The following is a 25844-nucleotide window of genomic DNA, read 5'->3' as shown; positions in this document are numbered from 1 at the left end:
TTGGGAGTAACTCCTAAATAATCAAACTGAAATATCATTGGCTTATACAGCAACATTCAGTGTAGTTCAAATTGATAAAAAGGAGATAGGTAAACAGCGACCTCTCCACCAATTACATTCTCATATTATACCTACATTAATAATCCGTATCCATTATGCTCCTCTCATATTACAAGCACAAAAAAAGACGCTTATGCGCCGTGTTCTGTGCCTGTTATTTTATGAATATTAGTTATGTAGAAGCTGCATTACCAAGGGCATCGATCCATTGTTTACCATCCCACCAAACTGGCTTTTTTAATGTTTTACTAAAAGCCTGCCTACCAACAGCGTCTTCTCCCCACGTAGACGTATCAATAGTTTTACTATCAGATGTTTGTAAATATTGGGCTTTTATTTCTTTAGCAGAAGTAATACCCGACTCATTATAAAGTATATTGCCTTCTAGCATAGTAAGTAATGTAGCCTGAAAACCATCATAATCTCGTATAATAAAACTAAAACCATCCGAGCTGATAGATACAAAAAAAGTATTGCCCTTAAGATTTACTGAAGTAAAATTGAAGAAAGCAGGACTATAATTTGTATTTGGTGAAATAAGTAAAGCATTATTACCGATGGACAAATTTCCGTTACCATCTGTTTTGACTAATCCTTTGTCAGAGTTTATCGATTTAACATTTAAATCGGTGCTGCCATCATTGATATAGCTTTGTCCTTGAGGCCCCTGTTCGCCAGTATCCCCTTTTTCCCCTTGGGGTCCTGTTTGGCCGATATCGCCCTTATCGCCTTTTGGTCCTTGGGGACCTGTGACGGTTCCAAGTGGTCCTGCCCAGTTATTTTGGTTGGTTAGGATGTAGGTGCTGGCGTCGTTTTCTTGGGTATTGAGGTATAGATACATATCGCCTGGGCGTGGTGCGCCGCGTGGATCTTGCAGGCCTGTTTTGTTGGATGGGGCTTCATTGCCGCTGTACCAACGTGAACCTGCATCGCCTTTTTCCCCTTTGGGCAAGGTGATGTCGAGCAGTGCTGCATTTTGTGTGCCACGATTAATGACGCTGGCCTGATCGCCATTGGCAACGTTGCCAATTTGAATGGTTGCTGCCTTGCCATCTTGACCAGTCAGTCCCTGATCGCCTTGCTGACCTTTGATATTCCCAATGGTAATCCATTCCCACGTATCGTTATTGAAGATGGTGCGCTTGATGGTCCAGGTCTGGGTGTTGATCCATAAAACATTGGGATTAGACGGGCCACTGCCTAGATCGGGGTCGGTTTGGCTGGTAATAATGCGTGTGCCATCTTTACCATCTTTACCGTTTGTTCCTGCAATACCATTATCACCCTTTTCGCCTTGAGGGCCAGTTTCACCTGTATCGCCTTTGTCCCCTTTAGGGCCCGTATCACCTTGTAGTCCTTTGAGGTTTCCGGCTTTTTGCCAATTGGACCCGTTATATACAAATAGATCGCACGTTTTGGTATTTAAAAAGCTGTCCAATTCTTTGTAATTGACAGAGGGTGTGGGGTCTTCTTGACCAAAAAACCATAAGGATCCACGGGTTCCCTGATCGCCCTTTAAATTGCTCAGTTTGACCCATTGTTTATCACTAAAGCTAAACAAATCATTGTTGGTGTGATTAAAATATAAATCACCATTTTTATATATTGTGTTATAAACAGGATCGGTTGAGCCTGTGTAAATGATACTGCCAGCCTCGCCTTTTAAATTGCCCGACTTATTCCAAAGATACCCATTATTACCATTGGGAACACTTTCAAATAAATCACCACTGACATCATTAAGCCAAATAATATTTTCCCTAGCATCTGCAAAAACAGGATCACGATTGGACAACAAGATCTGTGTCCCTGCCTTGCCCTCTATCCCTTGAATACCCTGTTCGCCTTGAATACCTTGCGGGCCAATATCGCCTTGCTCACCTTGGGGGCCAACGGCACCACGAGGCAAAACAAAATCTAAAATCGCGTCATGTTGGGTGCCAACATTGGTAATTGTTGGGTCTGCATCAGGATCGCTGGGAATAACTTTGCCAACAGTGATGGTGGCAGCCAATCCTTGTTCACCTTGGGGACCTGTGTTACCAATAACATAATCGCCACAATTCCCATCGCTAATAATCCCAGCAGGGGCAATGGGTAAGGTCACGTCAAACTCGCGCGTTTCGTTTAAACGCGTAGTTACAAGAAACCGAATACCGATTTTGGTGTTCATCACACCACCACTGATACGAGCCTTAAAGGTTTGACCTGATATCACAACTTGATCAATCCCAACGTGCTCGTCCGAAGGCCAAGCACTTACAGCTGTGATCATATCTGTGCTGGCCAAACGATTGGCCAACGAAAACTGATAATATACCGCCTCTGAAGGGGATTTACATTGTAGGGCAATCTCTTTGTTGCCCAAGCACCCTGACGGGATAATTACAATCTGACTTCCAATGCCACATGTCATCTTATCTTTGTTCCTTTATCTATAAAAAAACCGCCCTAATGGACGGTGTATTAATCTTCATTCTTTGAGGTCGATCCTCGCATTAACATGCCCCCACATAACCATGGCCCTCCATCCCCCGGATCAGAAGTGGGCAAAATCTTAAATGCTTCCCTCAACGATTTCTCAAACGCTGTAGGCGGCATAGTGCCCAACCTCGACGCATCTCCAGAGGCTATCCGAATAAATCCATCATCTAACCACAAGGAACACCCATCAGCAGGATCAGTGCGCGGCATAGCTTGGGTCGCGTTTTGTATAATGGACAGTGCCACTTCTGAATTTAATTCATCAAACGTTGCACTATATATTTTGGTTTGATCATTATGTTTTCGAATAACTAAAATCTGATCTGTGGGTAGGATCGTATCCGTATTTTCGATAACCTCAATATCGTGTGACGTCGTTTGTGTTTCCTCGTCACAGATTTGTAAACTCTCTAAAACACCACATTCACATGGTCTTGTTTTCATTTAAATCACCATAAAAAAACCGCTATCATTTAACAGATAACGGTCGTTAATCTTAAGCCCATTTAACGGCGGCCTTGTGTTGGGGGGCTTTTGTTGTTGGGTAAAGGATGCGTATTTATAATCAATGCGTTTTGTCGCTGATGTTCCTATAACTGGCATAATCATTTCTTGGGTAAATACCCCACCAGTATTGGTACGTGCGGTAAACGTCATATAATAACTAGAACTCGCCCTCCCACCATCAATAAAAGCTGTCAAATAAGATCCATAAGGATACACCCCACCAATCACAAGACCTGCCCCATAAACACTAATGCTGCCATGAATAATCTGTTCATTGGTCTCTAACAAACGAGAAAAATCAACACTGTAATCCATATACTCGTTCACGGGTTTTGCCGTAAACGTCGCAATCCCTTTGTTGGCCCGTCTAGAACTTTTGTAAATACGATAGGGGTTTAACCTAAAATCACTAACAAGTTCCATTCCTCATAATCCTGATTTAATTTCAAAGGATGGATTAAGATAAGCATACCGCTTACTGGGGGTTGAAATCGTTGCCAAGGCTTGTCCGCTATAGATAGACGCACGTTGAAAAAAAGCCAAGGCATTATTGGATAATAAAGTATATCCTGTTGTCGTTTGCACCCAATCATAGGTTTCTGAATTAATATAGATCGTCAAATTATTAATATTATTAACAATTGGTGATCCCTTGACCGCCAAATCCCCTGAAAAATAATTGACTTTACTAAAAGTATAAGATGTCAACGCATCCGTATATCCCCCAAAAATGGTGCGATCATTACCAATATTTAAATCATCAAATCGACATCCTAAAAACTGATAACCGCCACCATTTTGAAAAAAACCACTTACAATTCCATACTCAAATGCTTTTAACTGATCAACTTTATAAACACTAAACGCAATCCCATAAAAATTGTAGGAAAAACTATTTACAGTGCCATAAAGACCTGACCATGCTGCACCCTTGGTCACGAATTTTCCATCTACTTCATTATAGGCATAGTTCCATAATAAAACGACCTTAGGCCTACCTATCCCTAAGGTTTGATACTCTTGATCTGACAAACAATACGTATATCCTGTATCCCCTATTTTATTAAAAAATTCTGTCGTTATCCGACTCCAAGGATCAATATCATATTTATCTGTATAGGGTAAGAACGTGATATTGCGGGTTCCTGCAAACGTATTTGCTGGCAGTAATGCACCAGGATACTCTGTAACATTATCATTTTGGGTCAAAAGAGCCCCTGGTAACTTATCAAGATGCCCATTTACGCCGTCTTGATTTGCTATTAATGCATTATCAAAATTAATAAAGTAATGCGTATCATAATCCCTTAGATAAATATTAATATTACCAGAACTAGGGGATGAACGAATAGCCTTATCAATGGTTTTATATGGACGCGCGCGTGTCCCATCGCCTGTTTGATCACTGCCAGCATCCCAAGAGACATATTTTTCACTGGTATTGGTTGCGGTAAAAACCTTTAACTCCCCACGGTCATTATAAATTAACGTAGCACCTTCGGTCTCTTCGATAACGGGATAACGCCGCCACCCCCCTTGCGCACCAGGTTTGCCAATATCCAAGCCTGCGGGATTGACCATATTCCCATCTTCAAGATTAATCCAGGCCACCCAAATATTATCGCCCGCTGATTGTTGAACGATTGCCCCTTTTGAATAACCGCCATTTCGTTGTGCAAACGCCTCATCATAAACAGGCCATCCCCCCGCTTGTGTCCATTGGATGCTTTGGGTGATTTTGTGTAAGATGCCGTTATGATCTTGCCCCCACGGGGGGGTGCCACCTTGCAGTACGGATTTCATGGTTGTGTCTGGAAATCCTGACTGAATGTCAGCCCTGCCATTGGCATGATCGGCTCCTGTATCGGGCACGTCAAAGCGTTTCCCGTTTTCTGCCCATTTCGACAAAAAGGGATTGGGTCTGTTTAAAGACATAAAAACCTCTGTTATTTTATAGAAAATTCTGTTTTTAATTCCACACCTGCAGGTTTAAACAAAAGACCTGCATTTAAAATCAGTGCAACTTCATCAGTATTAGGGATCCAGTTAAAGATAATCGTCATGCTCATATCTTGATTATCACGAACATAAAGCTCGTGGCCCTTTGCCCTATCACCAAAAACCAGCATTAATATTTTATTGAGATCCGATGCTGTATAATTGCTGATATTGGCATGGGCTTTGGCAAGGATCAGTTTTCGAAAATTACCATCATCAAAGGTGATTTCCCCCTCCAACTCCTGCAAATCACGAAACATCCCCAATGCCGTACGTCGGTCTCCATATTCCGTTAAAGAAGCGTTAAATCAATAATTATAACTGTAGCATTAAGACAGGATATCTTTAGGATAGAATTGATTCCACACCTACTCTTGTTGTCACAATTTGCCCCAATAAAAAAGGCGCCTTTGAATAAAGATGCCTTTCTATTCAATTTCTGTGATTTTAATAAATATTACTTATGATATTACGACAATTATACGATTTATTCTTAATATATACTTAAAATTACTTCAATCGGATAATGGATATGATTTTACCATCATAAATATTAATGTAGCATATTTTTTCAAAAAAATAAACACGATTGTCGAAAATACGATACCATATTGTAAAATATTGAATCTCTCTTAAAATATGAATAATATTCATTAAATTTTATGTATTATTTTTATTTATTAAAATCATTACTAATTTGTAATATCAATACAAAACCGTAATTTATCACACTCAAGGACAATATTAATGAAAAAGATCTTGCTGATCCTTGCCACCATTACTATCCCCATGCAGGCCAGGGCAGAAATATTTCAAAAACAAATCCCACAAGAAAGGGTTCAGGCCGCAATCGACCTGATCGCTAATGCCACGTGCAAAAAAAACCTAAGAGAAGGACCACGTGTGGTTTACGAGTGTTACAAAAATACGGATAAGAACAGCCCTCAATTTGAGGTTTGTATGCTGGCCGATATGTCAACATCAAATAGTGCTAGAAACTATAAGGAAGATCATGATGCTTTAGGAGACCCAGACCCCTATGAGGGAATACCTTTTGTCGATAAAAAAAACTTTACCCACCGAATGGCCGATTATCTTTTTTTGCCACGTTTCCATAGAATGGAAAAACAAGGAATTGATGTCGGAGATTATTTCGGGTCAAGTATCAGTGAAGTAACAAAAGGTATCAATGCGAAATGCAAAGCCATGGAACCTTAGATCCATCCCCCTCCTATCTGTCTGGCATTACGAGTGGAGGTGGCAACGTTTTCCTAAGGAGATTGATATACTAAACTCCTAAATGTAATCTGTTACAAGACAAAAATAGGCAAAACCACTTACTATTTTTATAAAAAGAACCATTTACTTGTTTATTAAATCAACTCCAAATATCAGTTACCCATCACCCGTTGAGATAAAGAACTATAATACTCAATCTACTCTAAAAAGTATTGATAAAAACAAACCTACTCCTGAAATATCATTTATACGATATTTATCAAATTACGAATAAAATCTTATTGTGATCAATGACACATAAATAACGCTCTTCTATCTATTCGAATATTATAGATCAATTGAACGTTTCCATAAAATAAAGTCAAATTGTTCTAACCGATCTGCTTTAACTTTATATTTACCGCTAGCTGTTTCAATAATTCGTTCAAATAACCCTTTACTAATTTCTTGCAAAGGAACACCGTCAATCACAGGCCCACAATCATAATCTATCAAATCTTTTAAACGTGTTGCGATCTTACTATTTGTTGCAATCTTAATAACAGGTACAATAGGGTTTCCCGTAGGTGTTCCCAGTCCCGTTGAAAATACAACAACATTACATCCAGCAGCAACCAACCCTGTTACCGATTCAACATCATTACCAGGCGTACAGACCAAGGATAAACCTTGATCCGGCATAGGTTCACCATAATCACATACAGCAGTAATAGGAGCGCGTCCTCCTTTACGAGCGGCACCCGTTGATTTGATCGCATCTGTAATTAATCCATTAGAAATGTTTCCAGGGCTTGGATTGTCAGCAATGGTCGTATCAAAAAAGTTAGCAACCTTTTCGTAATTTTTCATAAGGCTCAAAAATCTTTCTTTATTTTCAGATCCTACACATCGCTGAACAATGTCCCCTTCCGCACCACAAAGTTCGGGAAATTCTGATAACGCCGAAGCCCCTCCTAATGATACGATCCAATCAGAGACAAGGCCCATTGCAGGATTTGCCGAAATTCCAGAAAATCCGTCAGATCCCCCGCATTTAACCCCCATTTTCAAATAAGAAAGTGGGACATTCTCCCTTTTTGTAGGTTTTACTGACTTCATACATTCGAAAGTTTCTTTCAAAGCAGTCTGCATCATGGCTTCTTCACTGTCCCATTCTTGCTGCCTGAAATATAATGCTGGCTTATTGAAATTGGGATTACGCTTTTGCAGAGCTTCCTTAAAATATTTACGTTGTGCCTTTTCACATCCCAGGCTAAATACTGTAATTCCAATGACGTTGGGATGATCTGCATATGCAGCCAACACATCGCACATTGTCAAACTGTCGGATGCAGCCCCACCGCAACCACTGGTGACGGTAATATATCTTACCCCTTCAATATGAGGAAAAGGATTATTAACAGAGGTAGCTGGCGACGTAGAATTTTCTGTAAGATTTAATGCAAAATCCTTTAACGTATTTTTTGAATATCCCAATACCTCATTCAAAGTATTCGTTAATTTCATTACATTACGATTTTCACAAAAAACTAATGGGAAGACTAACCAGTAATTTGCGGTTCCAACCCGCCCATCTTCGCGTTTATATCCCGCAAATGTAAGATGTTGGTACATAGAAACATCAGGTTTTTTCCATTCATAAGAATCTGTATAATCCAATGATACTGGTGCTGCATAATGATGAATATTATCAACAGTAACACATTCTCCTTTTGCGATAGGTTGCGTTGCCTTTCCAACGGCCGTGCCATAGAGTGTTACAATATCCCCGATATTGCATGCCTCTATTGTAAATTTATGTTTGGCTTGCACATCTGTGAATAATGTAATTTCTTTGCCATCAATATTAAAAGTTTCACCTTTTTTTAAATCTTTCAAAGCAACGATTAAATTATCTGCCTCATCAATCCGTAAAATTCTTTGCATGTATCTAATATTCCTTAATCTTAAATTATCTGAGTATGTTTAATAGGTGGGTGGGAATACGTATAAGACAGCATCATAATTAAAAAGGCACAAAATAATGTGATTAGCGATAAAACATATAGGCCAGCATATGAATTATGCATAAATTGATCTACTTGTACCCTGATATTTGGAGCAATAAATGAACCGACAGCCCCCATTGTCGTACAAAATCCTATTCCTACAGCCAAAGCTGGCCCCGATAAAAATTGTGCAGGAAATGTCCAAAAAATAGGCTGCACTGATAAAAATCCAATAGCACTGCAACTAAGTGCAATAATAACTACAACAAGATTTGAGGCTGTAGATAGCGCCAAGCCAAAGGCTGCCAGAACCATACATAAAGCAGACAAAGTAATACGATAATGAGGAAAACGATCTGCAATACGTGGAATATAATATACTCCAACCCCTGAACATACCCACGGTATAGCAGATACCAAAGATTGCTTTAATCCTATATTTTGCCCCATTAGTGTGGCAACCTGTGATGGTAGGAAAAACATTAATCCATAAACAGAAATCTGGATAAGACCATAAATAGTACCCAAATACCATACTTTTGTATTTTTTAGTGCGCTTATAACAGAAACTGTCTGCGTATTTTGTTCTTCTTGTTGCAATCTCCGCTGAATCGCATCTTTCTCGTTTTGCGTTAAAAACCTCGCTTTGGAAGGATTATCATCCAGATAATACCACGTAAACCCACCAACCAAAACAGCGACGGCACCTTCAATTATGAACATCCATGACCATCCAGAATATCCTAATAGCCCATGCATTTGTAGCAATGCACCTGACAAAGGTGACCCAATACTCAAGGCCAAAGGCACACCCAACGCAAACGCGCCAATTACCGATCCTCGGACTTTGTTTGGAAAATAAATCGCAGCTAACAATAAAATTCCAGGTAGAAATCCTGCCTCACCTACACCCAATAAAAAGCGAATAATAATAAACTGAGTTTCATTTTGAATAAACGCAGTCGCTACAGAAAGGCCACCCCATATAATTGTTGTTATTCCCAACCATCTTTGTGCCCCCATTTTATTTAAGGCTAAATTAGCAGGAACACCACATAAGGCGTATGCAGCAAAAAAAATCCCAGCCCCCAACCCATAAGCACTGTTTGACAACCCAATATCAGTTTTCATTGCCTCTTGGGCAAAACTTATATTAATACGATCAATAAATGCTATAAAATATAACAAAAACATTAATGGAACCAAACGATACCAAGTCTTTTTTACCGCTATATTTAATACAGGATCGATATAAATCATTGTTTTAGCCATGGGACTTTCCTCTCTGACTAAAGAAAAATATTTATTTTTTTAATTGAACATTGGCATTTTCCAATATGCCACGCAGTAATTTAACTTGACTATCATCTAAACAATTAAACGGTGGGTATGAACGATCAGACCGAATAACACCACGCAGTTGTAAAGCCTTTTTCAAAGTCGAAATAAAAGGATTATTTACATTATACACTGCCATTAACTGATCAACCGTTTTTTGATGTTGGGCAATAGAGGCCAAATTATTCTGAGCGAATGCGTCCATCCACGATGCAAAAAATTCAGGAACAATATTTGACAACCCACCAATACATCCGTTTCCACCAGCCAAAATATTATGGGCAAAGTTGTTATCAAACCCAGAAAATACCTGAAAATTTGGGATCTCTTTCTTAACCAGATTAATCACTTCACAAGTATGAATTGTATCTAAAATAGTGTCTTTTAACCCTACAATATGAGGATATTTATCAGCTAGTTTCAAACAGGTTTGCGGCGCAATAGAATATCCCGTGCGGTCAGGAAAATTGTAAATAAATATTTTCGCACGGGTCTGACTGGCAATCGTACTGTAAAAATCATAGATTGCCTCTTGAGTTAAAGGAAAATAATAAGGGCTTATAATCATTACCCCATCCAAACCCATCTCATCCGCATAATTTGCCAGTTCGATTGATTCTTGAATATCCATACGGCTGGCACCTGCATAAATTTTCATATGTTCTCTTGGTGCTGTAGAACATAATTTAATTAACTGCTTGGAAGCATGCATATTTAATGAAAAGAACTCTCCTGTGCTGCCCATAACGACGAACCCAGAAACTTTGTTATTTAAAAATTGATAAACCTGTAAATTCTGCTCGTTGTCTATCTGACCTTTATCATCAAAAACAGTCACGACAGGGGTAATATATTGACTCTTCATTAAATGATTCCCTTTGTTAATCTATTTATCAGCATAGGGAATAATACTTTTTATCGTCCAGTAACAGTACCGTCATTTTTATATATGAAAAAAGGCAACGCAACATATGCATTGCCTTACTTTGCGCAACCTAATATAAAAATACGTTATAATTCAGTTATTTAGCTTTTTTTTCAAAAGCACCTGCAATGTTCAAAGAAACTTCGTCACCGACTTTGGGTAAATATGTTTTGATACCAAACTCACTGCGTTGGATATTACCATAGATCTGAAACCCAACCGTATAAGCTTTGTTTAGCGGATTAACCCCAGCACCAATAAATGTAACATGTAAAGTCACTGGTTTTGTTACCCCGTGTAAAGTTAAATTCCCCGTAACATCTGCTGTTGTTTCACCAGTTTTTACAATTTTAGTTGATACAAAGCGAGCATTAGGATATTGCGCCACGTCCAACCAATCTGCTGCTTTTAACTCTTCAGTCAGTTTTGGACTGGTGGTTTGAATTGTTCCAACCGGAATTTGAATATCTAGTTTAGTCTTATCCAGCTCTTTTGTATTAAGCTGTAAAGACCCAGATACGTCAGAGAAAATACCTGAATAATTGGTAAAACCGAAATGCGATACTGAAAAAACAACTTGAGTATGATAAGGATCAATTTTGTACTGACCACTTTTTATACTTTGTGCAGTAACCACGCCTGCAGAGTCATTGCTCTTAGCAACGTTATTCGCTGCAACAGCATTATCCCCTAATGCTCCAAATGTTAATGCTGCCGCTCCGATAAATGCCGTCATTATTTTTTTCATTATCTTCTCCTTATATGTCAGATATAGATGTTTAACATTAAAATTATTCAGATAAACTTTATATCTTTTTGATAATAATATAATCTATCTTTTTATTAAAATATTTCCAACCATTAGTGTGAAATAAAATGCTTGACCGTATTACTAGTATGCAAGTTTTTGTCAAAGTCGTTAATACAGGCAGCTTTTCTGCCGCCAGTCGTGCGCTAGGGTTATCGCCAACAATGGTAACAAAGCACATGAACGCCTTAGAACATCGACTGAATTGCACATTATTTCACCGCAGTACACGTAAGTTATCCCTCACCGAAGCTGGCAGTATATTTTATCAGGGTTGTGAGAAAATTTTATCGGAGGTCGATTTAATCGAGCAAACCGTCACTGCACAACACGTCAAACCACGCGGAAATCTTAAAATTAATGCACCTATTTCACTGACACTACGCCATTTATCACCATTATTAATGAAATTTTCTGAACAATATCCTGATATCTCCATTGAACTGGGATTAACAGATCGAATTATCGACTTAGTTGAAGAAGGCTGGGACTTATCCCTACGTATTGGCAAAATGATTTCAAGCAGTTTAAAAGCACGCAAGTTAACAGATATAGAATTTATACTATGTGCATCACCGACCTATCTTGATAATCATGGCAAGCCAAAATCTATAGATGATCTTGGACAACACACGTGCTTACGTTATAATTTGGGAACATTTATGCCGACATCACATTGGAGGTTTGGCAAAAAAGGGGAATATAGCATTCGGGTACAAGGACCATTAATCGCAAATAACGGCGAAGTTTTACGAGATGCTGCCATTCATCACCAAGGTATTGCCTATCTACCCAAATTTTTATTAAATACCGAGTTAAAACAAAATCTATTATTACCAATTAACTTGGATCAACCCACCATCCAAGAAGCAGCACTATATGTCATGTATGCTGCTTCGGATTACATTCCTTTAAAAACTAGAGCAATGATTAATTTTTTAGTTGATGCTTTTAAATCAAAAGCCCCTTGGGATTGATCACTAATTTATGAATTTAAATAGAATAAGATATAATAGCCTCTATTTTCTTTAAGCCAGAATACTCAACATTCATTCGTAATCTCTATCTTTTCAGGACACAGAGCAGCCTTCACCCTTTTTCTACGTTTTAAAATACTGTTAAAAAGCGGTCTGTAAAAACTGTTAATCGTGACAAGATTTCTTTTGGAATTTCAAAATGATCAAAAAAGTAATTTTGAGTTTGATTTAATTTTCTTTCAATCAATTCATCATGGAAATTCCCCATCAATCCATTAATGGTTGCTAAGTATTGGAATACCTGATGATGATAAGGGGATGGATACAATACATCAAATGTCCCATAAACAGCTGCGAACATGCTCATATGTTTTCTAAGACTGTGAAAGTCATGCGCAGATATTGTCGCTTTTGTTTCAATTTGATGACGAATAAAACACGCACGTTTTCGAATGCTGAAAATGAACCCTTCCAAATCACAGGGATAAAAGCGATAAACCTCTTGCCTCAATAAAGATAACCCTTGCTCATTCCATAATAGCTTTAATAAGAAAGCATTAGGCTTAACCACTGAATTCTTATTATTTTTAAATCCATCTTGAATAACCCCCAACAATCCGGTGGTATGCCCCAATAAAAAAGGCCTTTGGTGACGGCTATCAAAGGCACGATATGCATAACATAAATGTTTAAACTTAGCCCTAATCATCTTGTAAATAACTTTATCTTCAAGTGAAATCTCACAAGTACGATAAAGATGGCTTACAATTTTTGGAAAATGACGATCAATAATCCCTTCTAGCCATAGCTGACGACAAATTAAAAAACTTTCAATTAATTGTGCCTGAGTATAATTAATTTTTATTGTTTCTGGTAAATTTACATCCAAATTGATCTCGTCATCAACACAGATCATAGCGTATAACTGAGCACATTGTCGTTCAGAGAAATGGAAACGATCAAAATCCACAATTTGCTTTGCTGTTTGGGAACGACTAAAATTAAACATCTTCTGTATGAGATCCCATTGATATAAAAAATCGAATAATTATTTATTTAAAAATCTTTGATTACACCACTGCTGTAATCTAGATGAATCTTTAATTTGGGCTAGGATTACAAACCACATCAATGCACATCCCCAACCTGCTAAAACATCACTGAACCAGTGTGCACCTAACGCCAAGCGAGACCAACCAATTAACAGCCCCCATAATAATGTTAAGTACAAAATCGACGCCCGATACCGTAAAATAACATAGCATACCATTAAAAACATAAATGAATTGACAGCATGACCGCTGGGAAAGCTAGCAGTAATAGCATGGGTCAGAGGCTCGTCAAATACAGGGCGCGCCCTATCGACAATTAATTTTAAACCAGCAAAAACGATACGACAAGATCCCATTGCGACTATTACCCAGATCGCATCATAAATACGTTTCTTGAGCCATAGCCATGTTCCTAAAATCAACGCGGCAGACGTAATACAAACAAAAGAACCTGTTTTTGAAATAATTTTTACAATAGGAACGATGAAATCTGTTCGTGATAAAATTAAAACGTGACTTAAAGATTGATCCCACGTTGTAAATGCGAAAATAAACGCAGCTACACAAAATAAAATTAATCCACTATCAAACAAAATTTTAGCGTTTAAAAACACCCATAAACCCCAGTAAAAAGGAAAACTATATTTCCTCTTTTATCACATTAGAAACAATTTGATAGACTTCTTTATAAGGAATGGTTGAATCGATATCAATCATTCGTGCACCTCTAAAGGATAATTTATGGGTTGCTTCTACTTTCGCTTGCAACAACGCATAATCATGATCTGGCTTTCGATAAAAAGCTGTATCGACATCAATATTTAATCTAAAAATGATGTCTGGTTTTATGGATGCCATACGGTCATATAATTTATATTCCCACTTTACCAATTTTGAGATAAACCAATTTTGTGTTTCTGCGGCTGATAACCCTGGTCCATCATAAAACCCTGGAACATCGGTTTGCGGATATCGGTCAGTAACAACGATGATTCCCTTTTGACGAAGTCGCATCATTTGTTGAAAATGATAAAATCTTACACATGAAAATGCAAATATCACTATAGCTGTCAATAATCCTGGAATTTTCTTTCCTTTTGTTCTTGCCGTTTTTGCTTTTTTATTAATAACACGATCTAAAATAGGACCAATTATCTTTAACTCTCGAATCTTGCGGCCGATATATCCTGATCCCTGCCCTAGATAACACCGCTGAGCTGGGATTTGCTTATTTAACATCGTTGTGATATCAGCACTAAGCGTTGATTTTCCTGAGCCGTCACAACCAATAAATGCAATAAGTGGCGCTAAACGATAAGTGGTTTTTCTATAAGACATATACAATTTTCTAAATTAAATACATACGTATTAGGGATAATAATAAGTAGCTTTTACCCAAAGGATAAAAACAGACCATATATGCATACTCTTCAAAGATTTAAATAGTTTTGAAATCATAAACGAACTATAATAAACCCTTATATAATAATTAGGTTGAGTTATAATCGTTTTTACAATCGAAGCAAATCACTTTTTATCGTAATTTATTGTAATATACATAAATAATATCGTTCTTTTTAGAGAATAACCCCAATGAAACAACATCCTAAACTACCTGTTATTGCCATTATTGGTGTTGATGGGTCTGGAAAATCCACCCTTTGTAATGAACTAATGGTATGGTTAAAAGATCAATACCCAACCAGACTGTGTCATCTAGGACGACAAACAGGCGGTATTGCTAGAACGATCGCACGATTGCCTTTTGTTGGAAAAAAAATAGATCACAATATCGCAAATAAAACAAACAAAGCCCGCATGAATAAAGGGCCAAACGGGTTCGTGGCCTGTGTTATGTTTCTTTTGTCTTTAAAACGTGTTTATCGCTTTTGCAAAATGTTGCAATTAGAAAAACAAGGATTTTTAATTCTAACCGATCGCTACCCCCAAACCTCAGTAATTGGTGGGCTAGATGGCCCAGACATGACGGTTGACCATCCCAAAAGCAATATCGCACGATATTTGACCCGTTTGGAACGTAGACTTTATCATTGGATGACAGATCATCAACCTGATTTAGTCATCAGACTTAATGTCGATATTGAAACTGCAATGCGACGAAAACCTGATCATAGACTATCTTCAATAACGAAAAAAATTGAGTCAATTCAACAATTAACTTTCAAAGATGCCCCTATTTTAGATTTAAATAGTCACCAATATCCAATTGGACAAATAGTACAACAAGCTAAAGATGCGATTTCAAAAACAATCGAAAAATCCCTTAATAATTAGGTTCATATACAGGCATAGCACGTCGGAAAACCCCTCTTGTTTTGTTTTGAGTAGGATCTCCAGTTTGAGGAACAGGCATATTGATCCCTAAATCATACTTGCCACGTTGACGTTTACTATTGACCCATCCTTCTGTACCATTAACACGTTGAGAACGTTTTGTATAATGCCCTGGGAATAACGCTGCTGGGGCATCAGACTTTTTATTATTTTTAGTCGAATTTACTTGTCGTTGTCGCGCTGCAAGTTCAGCGTTTTTTGCAAATTGAGAAACATCATCAGGGCTTTGTTGGGGATTTAAAGATAAATCCTTCTTTTCTTCTGGGGGCGGAGGGGCTTTTCCATGATGATGGCGCGCATAGGCATATGGATCACCTATTATTATTGCCCCAGTAATCACTAAAAAGAATGTCCAACTTTTCATTTTCATTGCAATAGCTCTTTTAAAACCAATATTATCATTACAAACTATGGAACGTAAGCAATATATCCATTTAAAATATATATAGTAATAAAGTGATTTTTATGACGAATGTTTAATCAAAACAATGCAGGTTAATAAGCAAATTTTACGATAAAACCTTTTAAAACTCATTAATTTTTTCCTACAATACCCCTTTTAAAATTTTAACTATACCGTCCATAAAGAAACTTAAGTCTGTTTCTTTAGATATAAAACATTCATTAATCCCTAAAATTCATATTCTAAACATACTTAAATTCATTAAGATTATAAAAAACACGATCGCTTGACAAAGCATAGTAGATAAACGAAAGTTAACACGTTCGTAAATATTTTTAAAAGGATTGTAAAATGAGCAAGACCGCCTGTTTTAGGGATATATCCCTTAGTGGTAAAGTCGCCGCAGTCACTGGTGCAGCCTCAGGCATTGGTCTGGAATGCTCCAAAATATTCCTAAAAGCTGGCGCAAAAGTGGTTCTAATTGATCGGGAAGGTGAAAAACTTAATCGGATCGTTAAGGAATTAGGTGAAAATGCCTTTGCTTTACAGATTGACTTAATGAAAGGCGAGCAAGTTGATACTATTCTTGATGGTATTTTAAACCTAACTGGCCGCCTCGACATTTTCCATGCCAACGCAGGGGCTTATATTGGCGGGCCCGTTGCCGAAGGTGATCCTGATGTTTGGGATCGTGTACTACACCTTAATAACAGTGCCGCTTTTCGTTGTGTGCGCAGTGTTTTACCCCACATGATTAAAGAAAAAACAGGGGATATTGTTTTCACAAGCTCAATTGCAGGCATGGTTCCTGTCATTTGGGAACCTATTTATACTGCTTCTAAATTTGCAGTACAAGCTTTTGTACACACCACCCGACGTCAAGTTTCGCAACACGGTGTGCGTGTTGGTGCAGTTTTACCTGGTCCTGTGGTCACTGCCTTACTTGATGATTGGCCAAAAGAAAAAATGGAAGAAGCCCTTGCCAATGGTAGCTTGATGCAACCAATAGAAGTCGCTGAATCTATCTTGTTTATGGTAACCCGACCCAAAGGGGTAACCGTACGCGATTTAGTCGTCCTGCCAAACAGCGTCGATCTATAATATTAGTTGATCAGTATAAGGATAGTAATTTTATGGCCAGTAACGAAAAAACAATTATCGGCGTTGATGTTGGTTCAGGCAGCGTAAGAGCAGGCGTTTTTGATCTCGAAGGCAAGCTTCTTGCTCATGCTACGCAAGAAATAACGCTGTTTCGCAGTACTGGCAATATTGTTGAACAATCCAGTCAAGAAATCTGGCAGGCTGTTTGTTTTACCATAAAGACCGCCATTACAAAAGCCCATGTCCACCCAACATCAGTTGCAGGAATTGGTTTTGACGCGACATGTTCACTTGTCGTTATTGGTGATGACAACGCACCTCTGGCTGTTGGCCCCACGAATGATCCAAACCGTAATATTATCGTCTGGATGGATCATCGTGCCATTGAACAAGCAGAGAGAATCAATGCAACCAAACATCCAGTTCTCAACTACGTTGGGGGGGCCATCTCACCCGAGATGGAAACGCCGAAAATTCTATGGTTAAAAGAAAATCGTCCTCATATCTTCCAACAAGCCCGTCATTTTTTTGATCTTGCAGATTATTTGACATGGCGTGCAACAGACGACTTAACACGCTCAGTTTGTACAGTAACATGCAAATGGACTTATCTTGCCCATGAAAAACGTTGGGATAGCGATTATTTTCATCAAATTGGCTTATCAGAATTGGCTAACGAAAATTTTATTCGTATTGGCCAAACTGTCAAAGACCCAGGAACCCCTTGCGGGCGTGGTCTAACCAAAACGGCTGCCCACGAAATGGGATTGCCCGTTGGAACACCTGTTGCCGTTGGAATGATTGATGCCCACGCAGGAGGTATTGGTACAGTGGGTATAAAAAACGGTGCTCTTACCAATATGGCTTACGTTTTTGGTACTTCATCTTGCACCATGACAACCACTGAAAAAGAGGTTTTTGTTTCTGGCGTCTGGGGACCTTATTATTCAGCCATGGTACCTGGTTTTTGGTTAAATGAAGGTGGACAAAGTGCGGCAGGGGCTGCAATTGATCAACTTTTAAATTTTCATCCTGCAACTTCAGAAGCTCGTAAATTAGCGCAAGAGGCAGGTGTTTCCTTACCAGTATATCTTGCTAATAAGGTTCTAGCTGAAAAAAGTATAGCATCAGAAGCAATTAATCTTGCCCGTGATATCCACATTGTACCTGAATTTTTAGGGAATCGTGCTCCATTTGCTGATCCAGATGCCAAAGCAGTCATTGCAGGCTTGGGAATGGATCGCGATCTTAATAATCTTATGGCTTTTTATATTGCTGGATTATGCGGCATCGGTTACGGATTACGTCAAATTCTAGATGCACAGAAAGCTTGCGGAATTCAATGCGAAAATATTGTTATTAGCGGTGGTGCTGGACAACATCCACTTGTACGTCAACTATTGGCTGATACGTGTGGTATCACCATCATTGGTACTGAATGTAGTGAACCCGTTCTACTAGGTTCAGCCATTCTTGGAGCAGTTGCTGGAAAGGTAACCCCTTCACTTCCTGATGCAATGAAGCAATTCACAAAAGTAAACGCAATCTATAATTGTAATACGGACTATACCTCAATACATCAACAACGCTACGAAGCTTATAAAGCCCTTCAAAAAACAATGAAACTCATTCGTGGTTAAGGAGCCATTCTCTTTCTTAATCATTTGTATTGGGTAATTTTCAAATAGAGCTTTGCAATTTCTAGTAGTTGTTATAATCGCATTTAAAGCAATACTGTGATAGATAACAAAGATTGATCATGATACGAATAAAAAACGTCCTTCATATTAAATATGAAGGACGCAATAACGCACTTTATGAGTACTAAGCAAGCTAAAAGACAATATTCGTTCTAAATCCTAATACAGCGGCATCATTATATATTTTCCTTGTTGCCCCAACGTTATGAAAATATTCAAAAACGGGCATAATCATAATCCCTCGATAAACACTAATCCCGTAATTTGCCTCAAACAACATTGCATTTGACTGTATTCCAGGCGCTCCGTTCAACAACGAAGAAAAACCCCCATAAATATCAGGTTGAACCTGCCCGTGATTGATTTGATATTCCTGTGCCCGCCCTAATCCTCTGGGTACTGTATAATAGGTAAACATAACGCCAAATTGATCGTAAGGTCTTTTTCCCCAAAAACCGCGATCTAAAAAGCCTAAATTATATAGGTCTTTAAAGGTAGAGGTGGTTGGAGAATCATGTCCCCAGTTAGCGATAACATATAAACCATGATCCTGAACAGGATCATTACGATAAAGCATTTGCCCCATCATGATCCAAAATTGCGTTCTATTATCTTTTTTTCCTGATCCAGTTGCCTGTGATGACCACGTATCAAAACGGCTCGTATCAAATCCAGCACCTACACGAAAATAACCATTTAAATGTTTTTTACCAAAATTAGAGTTATATCCAAATTCAACAGGAATAAAAACACCCGTAGCAGCTTTTACCCCCCAAGTGAATCCTGATACTCCTCCTTTACCTGTTCCCCATGGTGAACTTTCATAAGCACCGACCTGAACAAACGTATCGGCAGACGTATTATACAAAATCCTAGCCCCCCATACAGTCCCTGGCCATGGGGAAAAGCCTTGTTGAGACTGAATGCTTCGGGGTTGGCCGCAGGTCGCAATTAACATAAACTGACATGCAAAAGGACTTACTGCAAAATCATTTCCAACGCTTTCCCGACCAGCTTTAATATCGATCTTACCGTCCCATAATTTTTGTTCACCATATAAGTAATTCATATGGATCACTCGATCATATCCCCCACCATAAATTTCTTGTGCCTGGATCTGAGCGTCACCAACATAATCAGTACTAGCATTACGACCTGCTAGGTTTAAAATCATTGCATGTGTTGAAAATCCCTTCCAACCAACGATTTTTTCCCAATCCATATCGACAGAAAAAGCAATCTGATGAGCATAGTCAACCCCCTTCCTTTTCCCACCTCTTACGATCCCAGCCGTCTCTGTCAACCAACTAGCACCAATTTGAATTCCGTATTGATCTAAATATTTGTTTACCTTCCCCAGCAGCAATTCTTGAGAAGGATCAGAATCTGGATCGCCTCGTGGATTATTCAACGTTGATGCTGCCTCCTGATTAACTTGAGGAGCAGGCAATATATGTTTGTGTGTTTTTGTTCTTTTTTGGTGTAGAACGGGTTTAGCAACTGCCCCTACACAATGAAATGTTAAAACAAAACCAGCACTAATACAGGTCCAAAAATATGATTTATAATTCAGTTTATTTATCATCCAACAATTTTTATAATTAACTTTCTATACTTAATAGATCGAAGTGGAAAAAAGAAGATCATAAAGCGATCAGAGAAAAAATATACTATCACGTTTTAATAAAGAGTAAAAAACAAGTTTTTTGAAGTTATTCTTCATAAAATTAATTCTAGTACCTTTACATTAATAATAATAAATATTATTAAACCAATATTATCAACGCCCTTTTATAATCTGTTCTATAAAAAATTCAATTTAAAAAATTAGTTAATAACAATTCTATTATAATCCCAGTGAATAGTTGGCATGATATCATATCCTCATCCACATCGCTATTGTTTATTTCTAGATCGTGATGGTGTGATCAATGTAGACACAAGATACCCGTACCGCAAAGACGAGTTACAACTTATTGATGGGGTTGGAAAAGCTATAGCCAAAATGAATTCCTTAGGATACTTAGTGATCGTCGTAACTAACCAATCAGGAATAGCTCGTGGCTTCTTTTCCGAGCAGGATATGCATCAATTTCATCATCATATCAATATTTTGTTGCGTAAAGAAAATGCTTTTATCAATGCTTTTTATTTTTGTCCGTATCATCCTGATGGGATCGTTCCCATTTATAAACAAGAACATATTAATCGCAAGCCCAATCCTGGAATGATCGAACAAGCGATTAAAGATTATTCAATAGATCGAAGAAAGTCTTTCTTGATTGGGGATAAAATGACAGATATTCAAGCCGCTCATAACGCACATATAGATGGGTACTTATTTGCAGGTGGCAATCTGGATATATTTTTGACATCTATTCTTAAAAAGCGGTTTAAAGACTCTAAATAACTCTGTTAATAAATTATTTAATTATCACTCTTAATGTACACTCGCCACAACATCTAAGGAACCATTAATAATGAACTGAACACCCATACAAACTAATAAAAAACCCATTAAACGTGAAATAGCTTGGACACCTCCACCACCAATTAACCGCATAATTACTGTAGAGCTACGCAATGATACCCACAAAAGCAAAGCAAGCAAAACAAAAACAACAATTGGGGCAATAAGCATTACCCACCAAGCAATTTCAACATGTTGTGCCGCAGTAGAAGCATTACTAATAATCATCGCAATAGTCCCTGGACCAGCCGTTGCAGGCATTGCTAATGGGACAAATGCAATATTTGTATCAGAAGATTTTTGAAGCTCTTTCGTCTTTGCATGAACCTCAGAAACATCGTGAATCTTTTGTGCAGGGAAAAGCATCTGAAATCCGATAAAAGACACAATTAACCCCCCTGCAATACGCAACCCCGGAATAGAAATTCCAAAAGTACTCATCACAACTTGACCCGCATACCACGTCACAAGCATAATTGAAAAAACATACACCGCAGCCATCCATGATTGCTGATCACGTGTGTCTTTATCCATATCCTCTGAAAGCGTGATAAATAATGCAACAGCTGTTAATGGATTTGCCAAAGGTAACAGTGTAACCAATCCAATTCCAATAATTTCAATTAATTCTAGCATTGTAAATATTCAAATAGTTTAAAGGATAATACGTAATACAAAAGCAAAATCCTTATTATATAAACAAATAATTTTTTTACTTAAATAACAAATAGATAATACAATTAGAAAACACAAACATAAACTATATTTTTTAAACTGATTTGAATAAATGAAAGAATTAAAATATAATTGTGCTTTAAATATAAAAAATTTCTTAGCAACAATAACAGACAACGACGCACTTGTTAAAAACGGTTATATGACAATTCAAGGTGTGACAGGTATATTACCTTGTTACTATAACACACATATAACTTCTATTAATTCGCAAGTAACCATTAATGCAGCCACCAACAGTATTATTGACATTCAGAATAGTAACTATTCTCAAAATTCAATGTAATGATAAATAATGCACAAAATAGTAGTGTAATTGCAAACGATAATACAGGACAACTAAATGTCGGTAAAGGAAGTGATAACTTCTATCATACCTACAATGGCAAGATCATATCAAGTGCGGTTGACAATAACACAATCAACTCTGTTTATGGAGGGATTGTAATTTTTGACTCTAATGACCCCCCAGCAGAGGATTCGAATTTAATCTTGACTGCTGGCATTAGAAGTAATCTAACAAGCGGTTCGTTATTTGTTGCTGGAGTAGGCAACAAAACACTGGACGAGTCAAACTCTTAAAGTAATATTCAAGTATGGGCTAATACCAATGTTAATAGCGATCTAATCGCTACTACTGGTAGTGGTGACGACACATTAACTGGTAGCAATGACAATGCAATCTACACAGGTGGTAGTGGTAACAACCTATTTATTTTCAATAAACACAACTCGACTAGTGGCAACATAGTAATTACAGATTTTTATCGGTCATCAGGTAATAAAATTAGTCTTATCGGTTTTATAGACAACGTACAAAGTATTCTCGATAACGCATATAATACTTTTAAAATTGATAGTGAAAAAAAAGGCATGTATACGCAACAATTAATTTAGGATCGACAAAGATAGAATTGCAAGATGTTTCGGCTTCTGGTCTTCGAGCTAAGCAATTTAAGAATTTTTATAAAACTTGATTATTTTTTATGAGGGCCAATTCCCACTTTTTTGACACATGCTTTATAATGGGAGCGGGGAGAGGATTTGAACCTCTGACCTTCAGGTTATGAGCCTGACGAGCTACCGGGCTGCTCCACCCCGCATTGGGTGTATATGCCTGAGTGATTTGGGTTCATAAGTTTTCCCAATGGCATATAGGTAACTGAGTTATTTTTTAGATGGTGAGCTCAGTTATATTATAGATCTGAATTGCGCTAAATTGTTAATGAAGGCTTATTCAGATGGTTAATTTTTTTAATCATTAATGGAATAATTATTAATGAAGATTGATATTTATAATCCGTGAGTGGATGCTGGTTAATTGATGGTGATTAACGTGTTGGATTATAGTGTAATTTTTAAATGGGTATATTAGAAGACCTGGCGGCGACCTACTTTCCCATGCCTTAAGACATAGTATCATGGGCGCTGGGGGTTTTCACGGCCGAGTTCGGGATGGGATCGGGTGGTTCACTCCCCGCCATTGCCACCAGGTCATCTAATATACCCTTTTGTTTATTGGTATTGTGAGTTTATGGTTGGTTAATTTGATTGGATAGTTTTATAAGAGTGACTGATATGAGTGTATGTGTGTTTAGTAGAGTAAGTGCAAGGGCGATTAGTATCAGTTAGCTGCACATGTTTCCATGCTTTCACACCTGACCTATTAACGTGATGGTCTATCACGGCCCGTAATGAGACCTGGTTTTGAGGGGGGTTTCCCGCTTAGATGCTTTCAGCGGTTATCCTTTCCATACTTAGCTACCCGGCGGTGCTGCTGGCGCAACAACCGGTACACCAGAGGTATGTTCACCCCGGTCCTCTCGTACTAGGGGCAAATCCTCTCAAGTCTCGACATCCACGGCAGATAGGGACCGAACTGTCTCACGACGTTCTAAACCCAGCTCACGTACCACTTTAATCGGCGAACAGCCGAACCCTTGGGACCTGCTCCAGCCCCAGGATGTGATGAGCCGACATCGAGGTGCCAAACCTCCCCGTCGATGTGGACTCTTGGGGGAGATCAGCCTGTTATCCCTAGAGTACCTTTTATCCGTTGAGCGATGGCCCTTCCACGTGGAACCACCGGATCACTATGGCCGACTTTCGTCTCTGCTCGAGCTGTCACTCTCGCAGTCAGGCGGGCTTATGCCATTGCACTCAACAGCCGATGTCCGACCGGCTTGAGCCCACCATCGCGCGCCTCCGTTACTTTTTGGGAGGCGACCGCCCCAGTCAAACTGCCCACCATGCAGGGTCCCAATCCAGGCTTACTGGATATGGTTAGACATCAAAAAAACTCAGGGTGGTATTTCAAGGATGGCTCCACAAAGACTGGCGCCTTTGCTTCAAAGCCTCCCACCTATCCTACACAGCGTTTTCCTGATGCCACTACAAAGTTGCAGTAAAGGTTCATAGGGTCTTTCCGTCTGACCGCGGATACCCCGCATCTTCACGGGGAATTCAATTTCGCTGAGCCGATGCTGGAGACAGCGGGGAAGTCGTTACGCCATTCGTGCAGGTCGGAACTTACCCGACAAGGAATTTCGCTACCTTAGGACCGTTATAGTTACGGCCGCCGTTTACCGGGGCTTCAATTCAGTGCTTGCACACCTCCTCTTAACCTTCCGGCACCGGGCAGGCGTCAGACCCTATACGTCGTCTTTCGACTTTGCAGAGCCCTGTGTTTTTACTAAACAGTCGCTACCCCCTGCTCTGTGCCACCTGATCATGGTTGCCCACGACCCGGTCTTGCTTATCCCGAAGTTACGCAAGTAATTTGCCTAGTTCCTTCAGCATCGTTCTCTCAAGCGCCTTGGTATTCTCTACCAGTCCACCTGTGTCGGTTTCGGGTACGGTCTATATGCTAGAGCTATTTCCTGGAATACTCCAAAAGCCAGATCAATCCGATAAGATCTGACAACATATTGTATTCGTCACTTCTAGCAGGTTCAGGAATATTAACCTGATTTCCATCGACTACGGCTTTCGCCCTCGCCTTAGGGGCCGACTAACCCTGCGTGGATTAACCTGGCGCAGGAACCCTTGGACTTTCGGCGACAGTGTTTCTCGCACTGTTTGTCGCTACTCATGTCAGCATTCGCACTTCTGATATCTCCAAAGAGGGTCACCCCGTCTTCTTCACAGACTTACAGAACGCTCCGCTACCGCGCATAATAAATTATGCACCCACAGCTTCGGCAGATAACTTTAGCCCCGTTACATCTTCGGCGCAGGGTTTCTTATTTAGACCAGTGAGCTATTACGCTTTCTTTAAAGGATGGCTGCTTCTAAGCCAACCTCCTGGTTGTTTTGGAATCCCCACATCCTTTCCCACTTAGTTATCATTTGGGGGCCTTAGCTGGTGGTCTGGGCTGTTTCCCTCTCGACAATGGACCTTAGCACCCACTGTCTGTCTGCCAAGCTCATACTCTTGGGTATTCGGAGTTTGATTAGGTTTGGTAGGTCTTTGGGACCCCCGAGCCCATTCAGTGCTCTACCCCCCAAGGTAATACTTGACGTTCTACCTCAATAGATTTCGCGGAGAACCAGCTATTTCCAAGTTTGATTGGCCTTTCACCCCTAGCCACAGCTCATCCCCGTCTTTTTCAACAGACGTGGGTTCGGTCCTCCAGTGCGTGTTACCGCACCTTCAACCTGGCCATGGCTAGATCACTTGGTTTCGGGTCTTCTGCCAGCAACTA

Annotated in this window: 21 protein-coding genes, 1 tRNA gene and 2 rRNA genes (1 of these 24 running past the window's edge); 6 read left to right on the top strand and 18 right to left on the bottom strand. The window is 39.0% G+C overall.

Going from position 1 to position 25844, the window contains the following annotated elements; translation table 11 throughout:
* Positions 1–232: 232 nt before the first annotated feature.
* Genes QJV27_RS08820 through QJV27_RS08800 form a run of 5 tightly spaced genes read right to left on the bottom strand, consistent with a single transcriptional unit; the run spans position 233 to position 5309 of the window.
* On the bottom strand, positions 233–2476 hold the full coding sequence (locus QJV27_RS08820) for a phage fiber-tail adaptor protein (protein ID WP_281448557.1): 2244 nt from the start codon (positions 2474–2476) through the stop codon (positions 233–235).
* Positions 2477–2526: 50 nt separating this feature from the next.
* Positions 2527–2988: a hypothetical protein gene (locus QJV27_RS08815; RefSeq protein WP_281448556.1), complete on the bottom strand. Its 462-nt coding sequence runs from the start codon at positions 2986–2988 to the stop codon at positions 2527–2529.
* Entirely contained in the window at positions 2989–3474 is a 486-nt protein-coding gene (locus QJV27_RS08810; protein WP_281448555.1) for a phage fiber-tail adaptor protein, read from the bottom strand. It lies immediately after the preceding gene.
* A 3-nt stretch (positions 3475–3477) separates the two neighbouring features.
* Positions 3478–4986, bottom strand: coding sequence for a hypothetical protein (locus tag QJV27_RS08805; RefSeq protein ID WP_281448554.1), 1509 nt, complete (start codon positions 4984–4986; stop codon positions 3478–3480).
* 11 nt (positions 4987–4997) lie between these two features.
* On the bottom strand, positions 4998–5309 hold the full coding sequence (locus tag QJV27_RS08800) for a DUF2612 domain-containing protein (protein ID WP_281448553.1): 312 nt from the start codon (positions 5307–5309) through the stop codon (positions 4998–5000).
* Positions 5310–5796: 487 nt separating this feature from the next.
* Here QJV27_RS08800 and QJV27_RS08795 point away from each other — a divergent pair, with 487 nt between their 5' ends.
* A complete protein-coding gene (locus QJV27_RS08795) occupies positions 5797–6267 on the top strand; it encodes a hypothetical protein (RefSeq protein WP_281448552.1) in 471 nt (156 codons plus the stop codon).
* A gap of 348 nt (positions 6268–6615) precedes the next feature.
* On the opposite strand, the gene QJV27_RS08790 is transcribed toward QJV27_RS08795, so the two are convergent.
* The 4 genes from QJV27_RS08790 to QJV27_RS08775 all read right to left on the bottom strand — a co-directional run bounded on the left by QJV27_RS08790 (position 6616) and on the right by QJV27_RS08775 (position 11287).
* Positions 6616–8214, bottom strand: coding sequence for a UxaA family hydrolase (locus QJV27_RS08790; RefSeq protein WP_281448551.1), 1599 nt, complete (start codon positions 8212–8214; stop codon positions 6616–6618).
* Between the two features lie 20 nt (positions 8215–8234).
* A complete protein-coding gene (locus QJV27_RS08785; protein WP_281448550.1) occupies positions 8235–9548 on the bottom strand; it encodes an MFS transporter in 1314 nt (437 codons plus the stop codon).
* 31 nt (positions 9549–9579) lie between these two features.
* The gene (locus QJV27_RS08780) at positions 9580–10479 is read right to left on the bottom strand and encodes a dihydrodipicolinate synthase family protein (RefSeq protein WP_281448549.1); all 900 of its coding nucleotides are present in this window, start codon (positions 10477–10479) and stop codon (positions 9580–9582) included.
* 157 nt (positions 10480–10636) lie between these two features.
* Positions 10637–11287, bottom strand: a complete 651-nt coding sequence (locus QJV27_RS08775; RefSeq protein WP_281448548.1) for a YceI family protein — start codon at positions 11285–11287, stop codon at positions 10637–10639.
* A 128-nt stretch (positions 11288–11415) separates the two neighbouring features.
* Here QJV27_RS08775 and QJV27_RS08770 point away from each other — a divergent pair, with 128 nt between their 5' ends.
* On the top strand, positions 11416–12324 hold the full coding sequence (locus QJV27_RS08770; RefSeq protein ID WP_281448547.1) for a LysR family transcriptional regulator: 909 nt from the start codon (positions 11416–11418) through the stop codon (positions 12322–12324).
* 130 nt (positions 12325–12454) lie between these two features.
* On the opposite strand, the gene QJV27_RS08765 is transcribed toward QJV27_RS08770, so the two are convergent.
* The 3 genes from QJV27_RS08765 to QJV27_RS08755 are packed head-to-tail and all read right to left on the bottom strand — an operon-like array spanning position 12455 to position 14714.
* Entirely contained in the window at positions 12455–13333 is an 879-nt protein-coding gene (locus QJV27_RS08765; RefSeq protein ID WP_281448546.1) for a hypothetical protein, read from the bottom strand.
* Positions 13334–13372: 39 nt separating this feature from the next.
* On the bottom strand, positions 13373–13990 hold the full coding sequence (locus QJV27_RS08760) for a phosphatase PAP2 family protein (RefSeq protein ID WP_281448545.1): 618 nt from the start codon (positions 13988–13990) through the stop codon (positions 13373–13375).
* 25 nt (positions 13991–14015) lie between these two features.
* Positions 14016–14714 (bottom strand): nucleoside/nucleotide kinase family protein, encoded by a 699-nt coding sequence (locus QJV27_RS08755; protein ID WP_281448544.1) that lies wholly within the window; start codon positions 14712–14714, stop codon positions 14016–14018.
* 255 nt (positions 14715–14969) lie between these two features.
* Between QJV27_RS08755 and QJV27_RS08750 the strand changes: the two genes are divergently transcribed.
* Positions 14970–15671, top strand: a complete 702-nt coding sequence (locus tag QJV27_RS08750) for a nucleoside/nucleotide kinase family protein (RefSeq protein ID WP_281448543.1) — start codon at positions 14970–14972, stop codon at positions 15669–15671.
* On the opposite strand, the gene QJV27_RS08745 is transcribed toward QJV27_RS08750, so the two are convergent.
* Positions 15661–16101, bottom strand: coding sequence for a hypothetical protein (locus QJV27_RS08745; protein ID WP_281448542.1), 441 nt, complete (start codon positions 16099–16101; stop codon positions 15661–15663). The genes QJV27_RS08750 and QJV27_RS08745 overlap by 11 nt on opposite strands.
* Positions 16102–16485: 384 nt before the next feature.
* On the opposite strand from QJV27_RS08745, the gene QJV27_RS08740 reads away from it, so the two are divergent.
* Positions 16486–17235: an SDR family oxidoreductase gene (locus QJV27_RS08740; RefSeq protein WP_281448541.1), complete on the top strand. Its 750-nt coding sequence runs from the start codon at positions 16486–16488 to the stop codon at positions 17233–17235.
* A 32-nt stretch (positions 17236–17267) separates the two neighbouring features.
* Entirely contained in the window at positions 17268–18875 is a 1608-nt protein-coding gene (locus QJV27_RS08735; protein WP_281448540.1) for an FGGY-family carbohydrate kinase, read from the top strand.
* A 193-nt stretch (positions 18876–19068) separates the two neighbouring features.
* Here the strand turns inward: QJV27_RS08735 and QJV27_RS08730 are convergent, their stop codons facing one another.
* On the bottom strand, positions 19069–20520 hold the full coding sequence (locus QJV27_RS08730) for a carbohydrate porin (RefSeq protein ID WP_281448539.1): 1452 nt from the start codon (positions 20518–20520) through the stop codon (positions 19069–19071).
* 285 nt (positions 20521–20805) lie between these two features.
* On the opposite strand from QJV27_RS08730, the gene QJV27_RS08725 reads away from it, so the two are divergent.
* On the top strand, positions 20806–21345 hold the full coding sequence (locus tag QJV27_RS08725) for a D-glycero-alpha-D-manno-heptose-1,7-bisphosphate 7-phosphatase (RefSeq protein WP_281448538.1): 540 nt from the start codon (positions 20806–20808) through the stop codon (positions 21343–21345).
* Positions 21346–21375: 30 nt separating this feature from the next.
* On the opposite strand, the gene QJV27_RS08720 is transcribed toward QJV27_RS08725, so the two are convergent.
* The 4 genes from QJV27_RS08720 to QJV27_RS08705 all read right to left on the bottom strand — a co-directional run.
* Positions 21376–22041: a MarC family NAAT transporter gene (locus tag QJV27_RS08720; protein WP_281448537.1), complete on the bottom strand. Its 666-nt coding sequence runs from the start codon at positions 22039–22041 to the stop codon at positions 21376–21378.
* Between the two features lie 1125 nt (positions 22042–23166).
* Positions 23167–23243: transfer RNA gene (locus QJV27_RS08715), tRNA-Met, on the bottom strand.
* A gap of 275 nt (positions 23244–23518) precedes the next feature.
* A 5S ribosomal RNA gene (rrf, locus tag QJV27_RS08710) occupies positions 23519–23634 on the bottom strand.
* Positions 23635–23739: 105 nt separating this feature from the next.
* Positions 23740–25844, bottom strand: a 23S ribosomal RNA gene (locus QJV27_RS08705) (it continues 633 nt past the right edge of the window).

The sequence above is a fragment of the Commensalibacter oyaizuii genome (assembly GCF_029953265.1).
GTDB lineage: Bacteria > Pseudomonadota > Alphaproteobacteria > Acetobacterales > Acetobacteraceae > Commensalibacter > Commensalibacter oyaizuii.
The sequence above is the reverse complement of the archived record's forward strand: the minus strand, read 5'-3'. Positions and strand labels throughout refer to the sequence as shown.

Coding starts and splice junctions, on each gene's coding strand:
- QJV27_RS08820 (WP_281448557.1), bottom strand. CDS start 2,476: ATGACATGTGGCATTGGAAGTCAGATTGTAATTATCCCGTCAGGGTGC.
- QJV27_RS08815 (WP_281448556.1), bottom strand. CDS start 2,988: ATGAAAACAAGACCATGTGAATGTGGTGTTTTAGAGAGTTTACAAATC.
- QJV27_RS08810 (WP_281448555.1), bottom strand. CDS start 3,474: ATGGAACTTGTTAGTGATTTTAGGTTAAACCCCTATCGTATTTACAAA.
- QJV27_RS08805 (WP_281448554.1), bottom strand. CDS start 4,986: ATGTCTTTAAACAGACCCAATCCCTTTTTGTCGAAATGGGCAGAAAAC.
- QJV27_RS08800 (WP_281448553.1), bottom strand. CDS start 5,309: ATGTTTCGTGATTTGCAGGAGTTGGAGGGGGAAATCACCTTTGATGAT.
- QJV27_RS08795 (WP_281448552.1), top strand. CDS start 5,797: ATGAAAAAGATCTTGCTGATCCTTGCCACCATTACTATCCCCATGCAG.
- QJV27_RS08790 (WP_281448551.1), bottom strand. CDS start 8,214: ATGCAAAGAATTTTACGGATTGATGAGGCAGATAATTTAATCGTTGCT.
- QJV27_RS08785 (WP_281448550.1), bottom strand. CDS start 9,548: ATGGCTAAAACAATGATTTATATCGATCCTGTATTAAATATAGCGGTA.
- QJV27_RS08780 (WP_281448549.1), bottom strand. CDS start 10,479: ATGAAGAGTCAATATATTACCCCTGTCGTGACTGTTTTTGATGATAAA.
- QJV27_RS08775 (WP_281448548.1), bottom strand. CDS start 11,287: ATGAAAAAAATAATGACGGCATTTATCGGAGCGGCAGCATTAACATTT.
- QJV27_RS08770 (WP_281448547.1), top strand. CDS start 11,416: ATGCTTGACCGTATTACTAGTATGCAAGTTTTTGTCAAAGTCGTTAAT.
- QJV27_RS08765 (WP_281448546.1), bottom strand. CDS start 13,333: ATGTTTAATTTTAGTCGTTCCCAAACAGCAAAGCAAATTGTGGATTTT.
- QJV27_RS08755 (WP_281448544.1), bottom strand. CDS start 14,714: ATGTCTTATAGAAAAACCACTTATCGTTTAGCGCCACTTATTGCATTT.
- QJV27_RS08750 (WP_281448543.1), top strand. CDS start 14,970: ATGAAACAACATCCTAAACTACCTGTTATTGCCATTATTGGTGTTGAT.
- QJV27_RS08745 (WP_281448542.1), bottom strand. CDS start 16,101: ATGAAAATGAAAAGTTGGACATTCTTTTTAGTGATTACTGGGGCAATA.
- QJV27_RS08740 (WP_281448541.1), top strand. CDS start 16,486: ATGAGCAAGACCGCCTGTTTTAGGGATATATCCCTTAGTGGTAAAGTC.
- QJV27_RS08735 (WP_281448540.1), top strand. CDS start 17,268: ATGGCCAGTAACGAAAAAACAATTATCGGCGTTGATGTTGGTTCAGGC.
- QJV27_RS08730 (WP_281448539.1), bottom strand. CDS start 20,520: ATGATAAATAAACTGAATTATAAATCATATTTTTGGACCTGTATTAGT.
- QJV27_RS08725 (WP_281448538.1), top strand. CDS start 20,806: ATGATATCATATCCTCATCCACATCGCTATTGTTTATTTCTAGATCGT.
- QJV27_RS08720 (WP_281448537.1), bottom strand. CDS start 22,041: ATGCTAGAATTAATTGAAATTATTGGAATTGGATTGGTTACACTGTTA.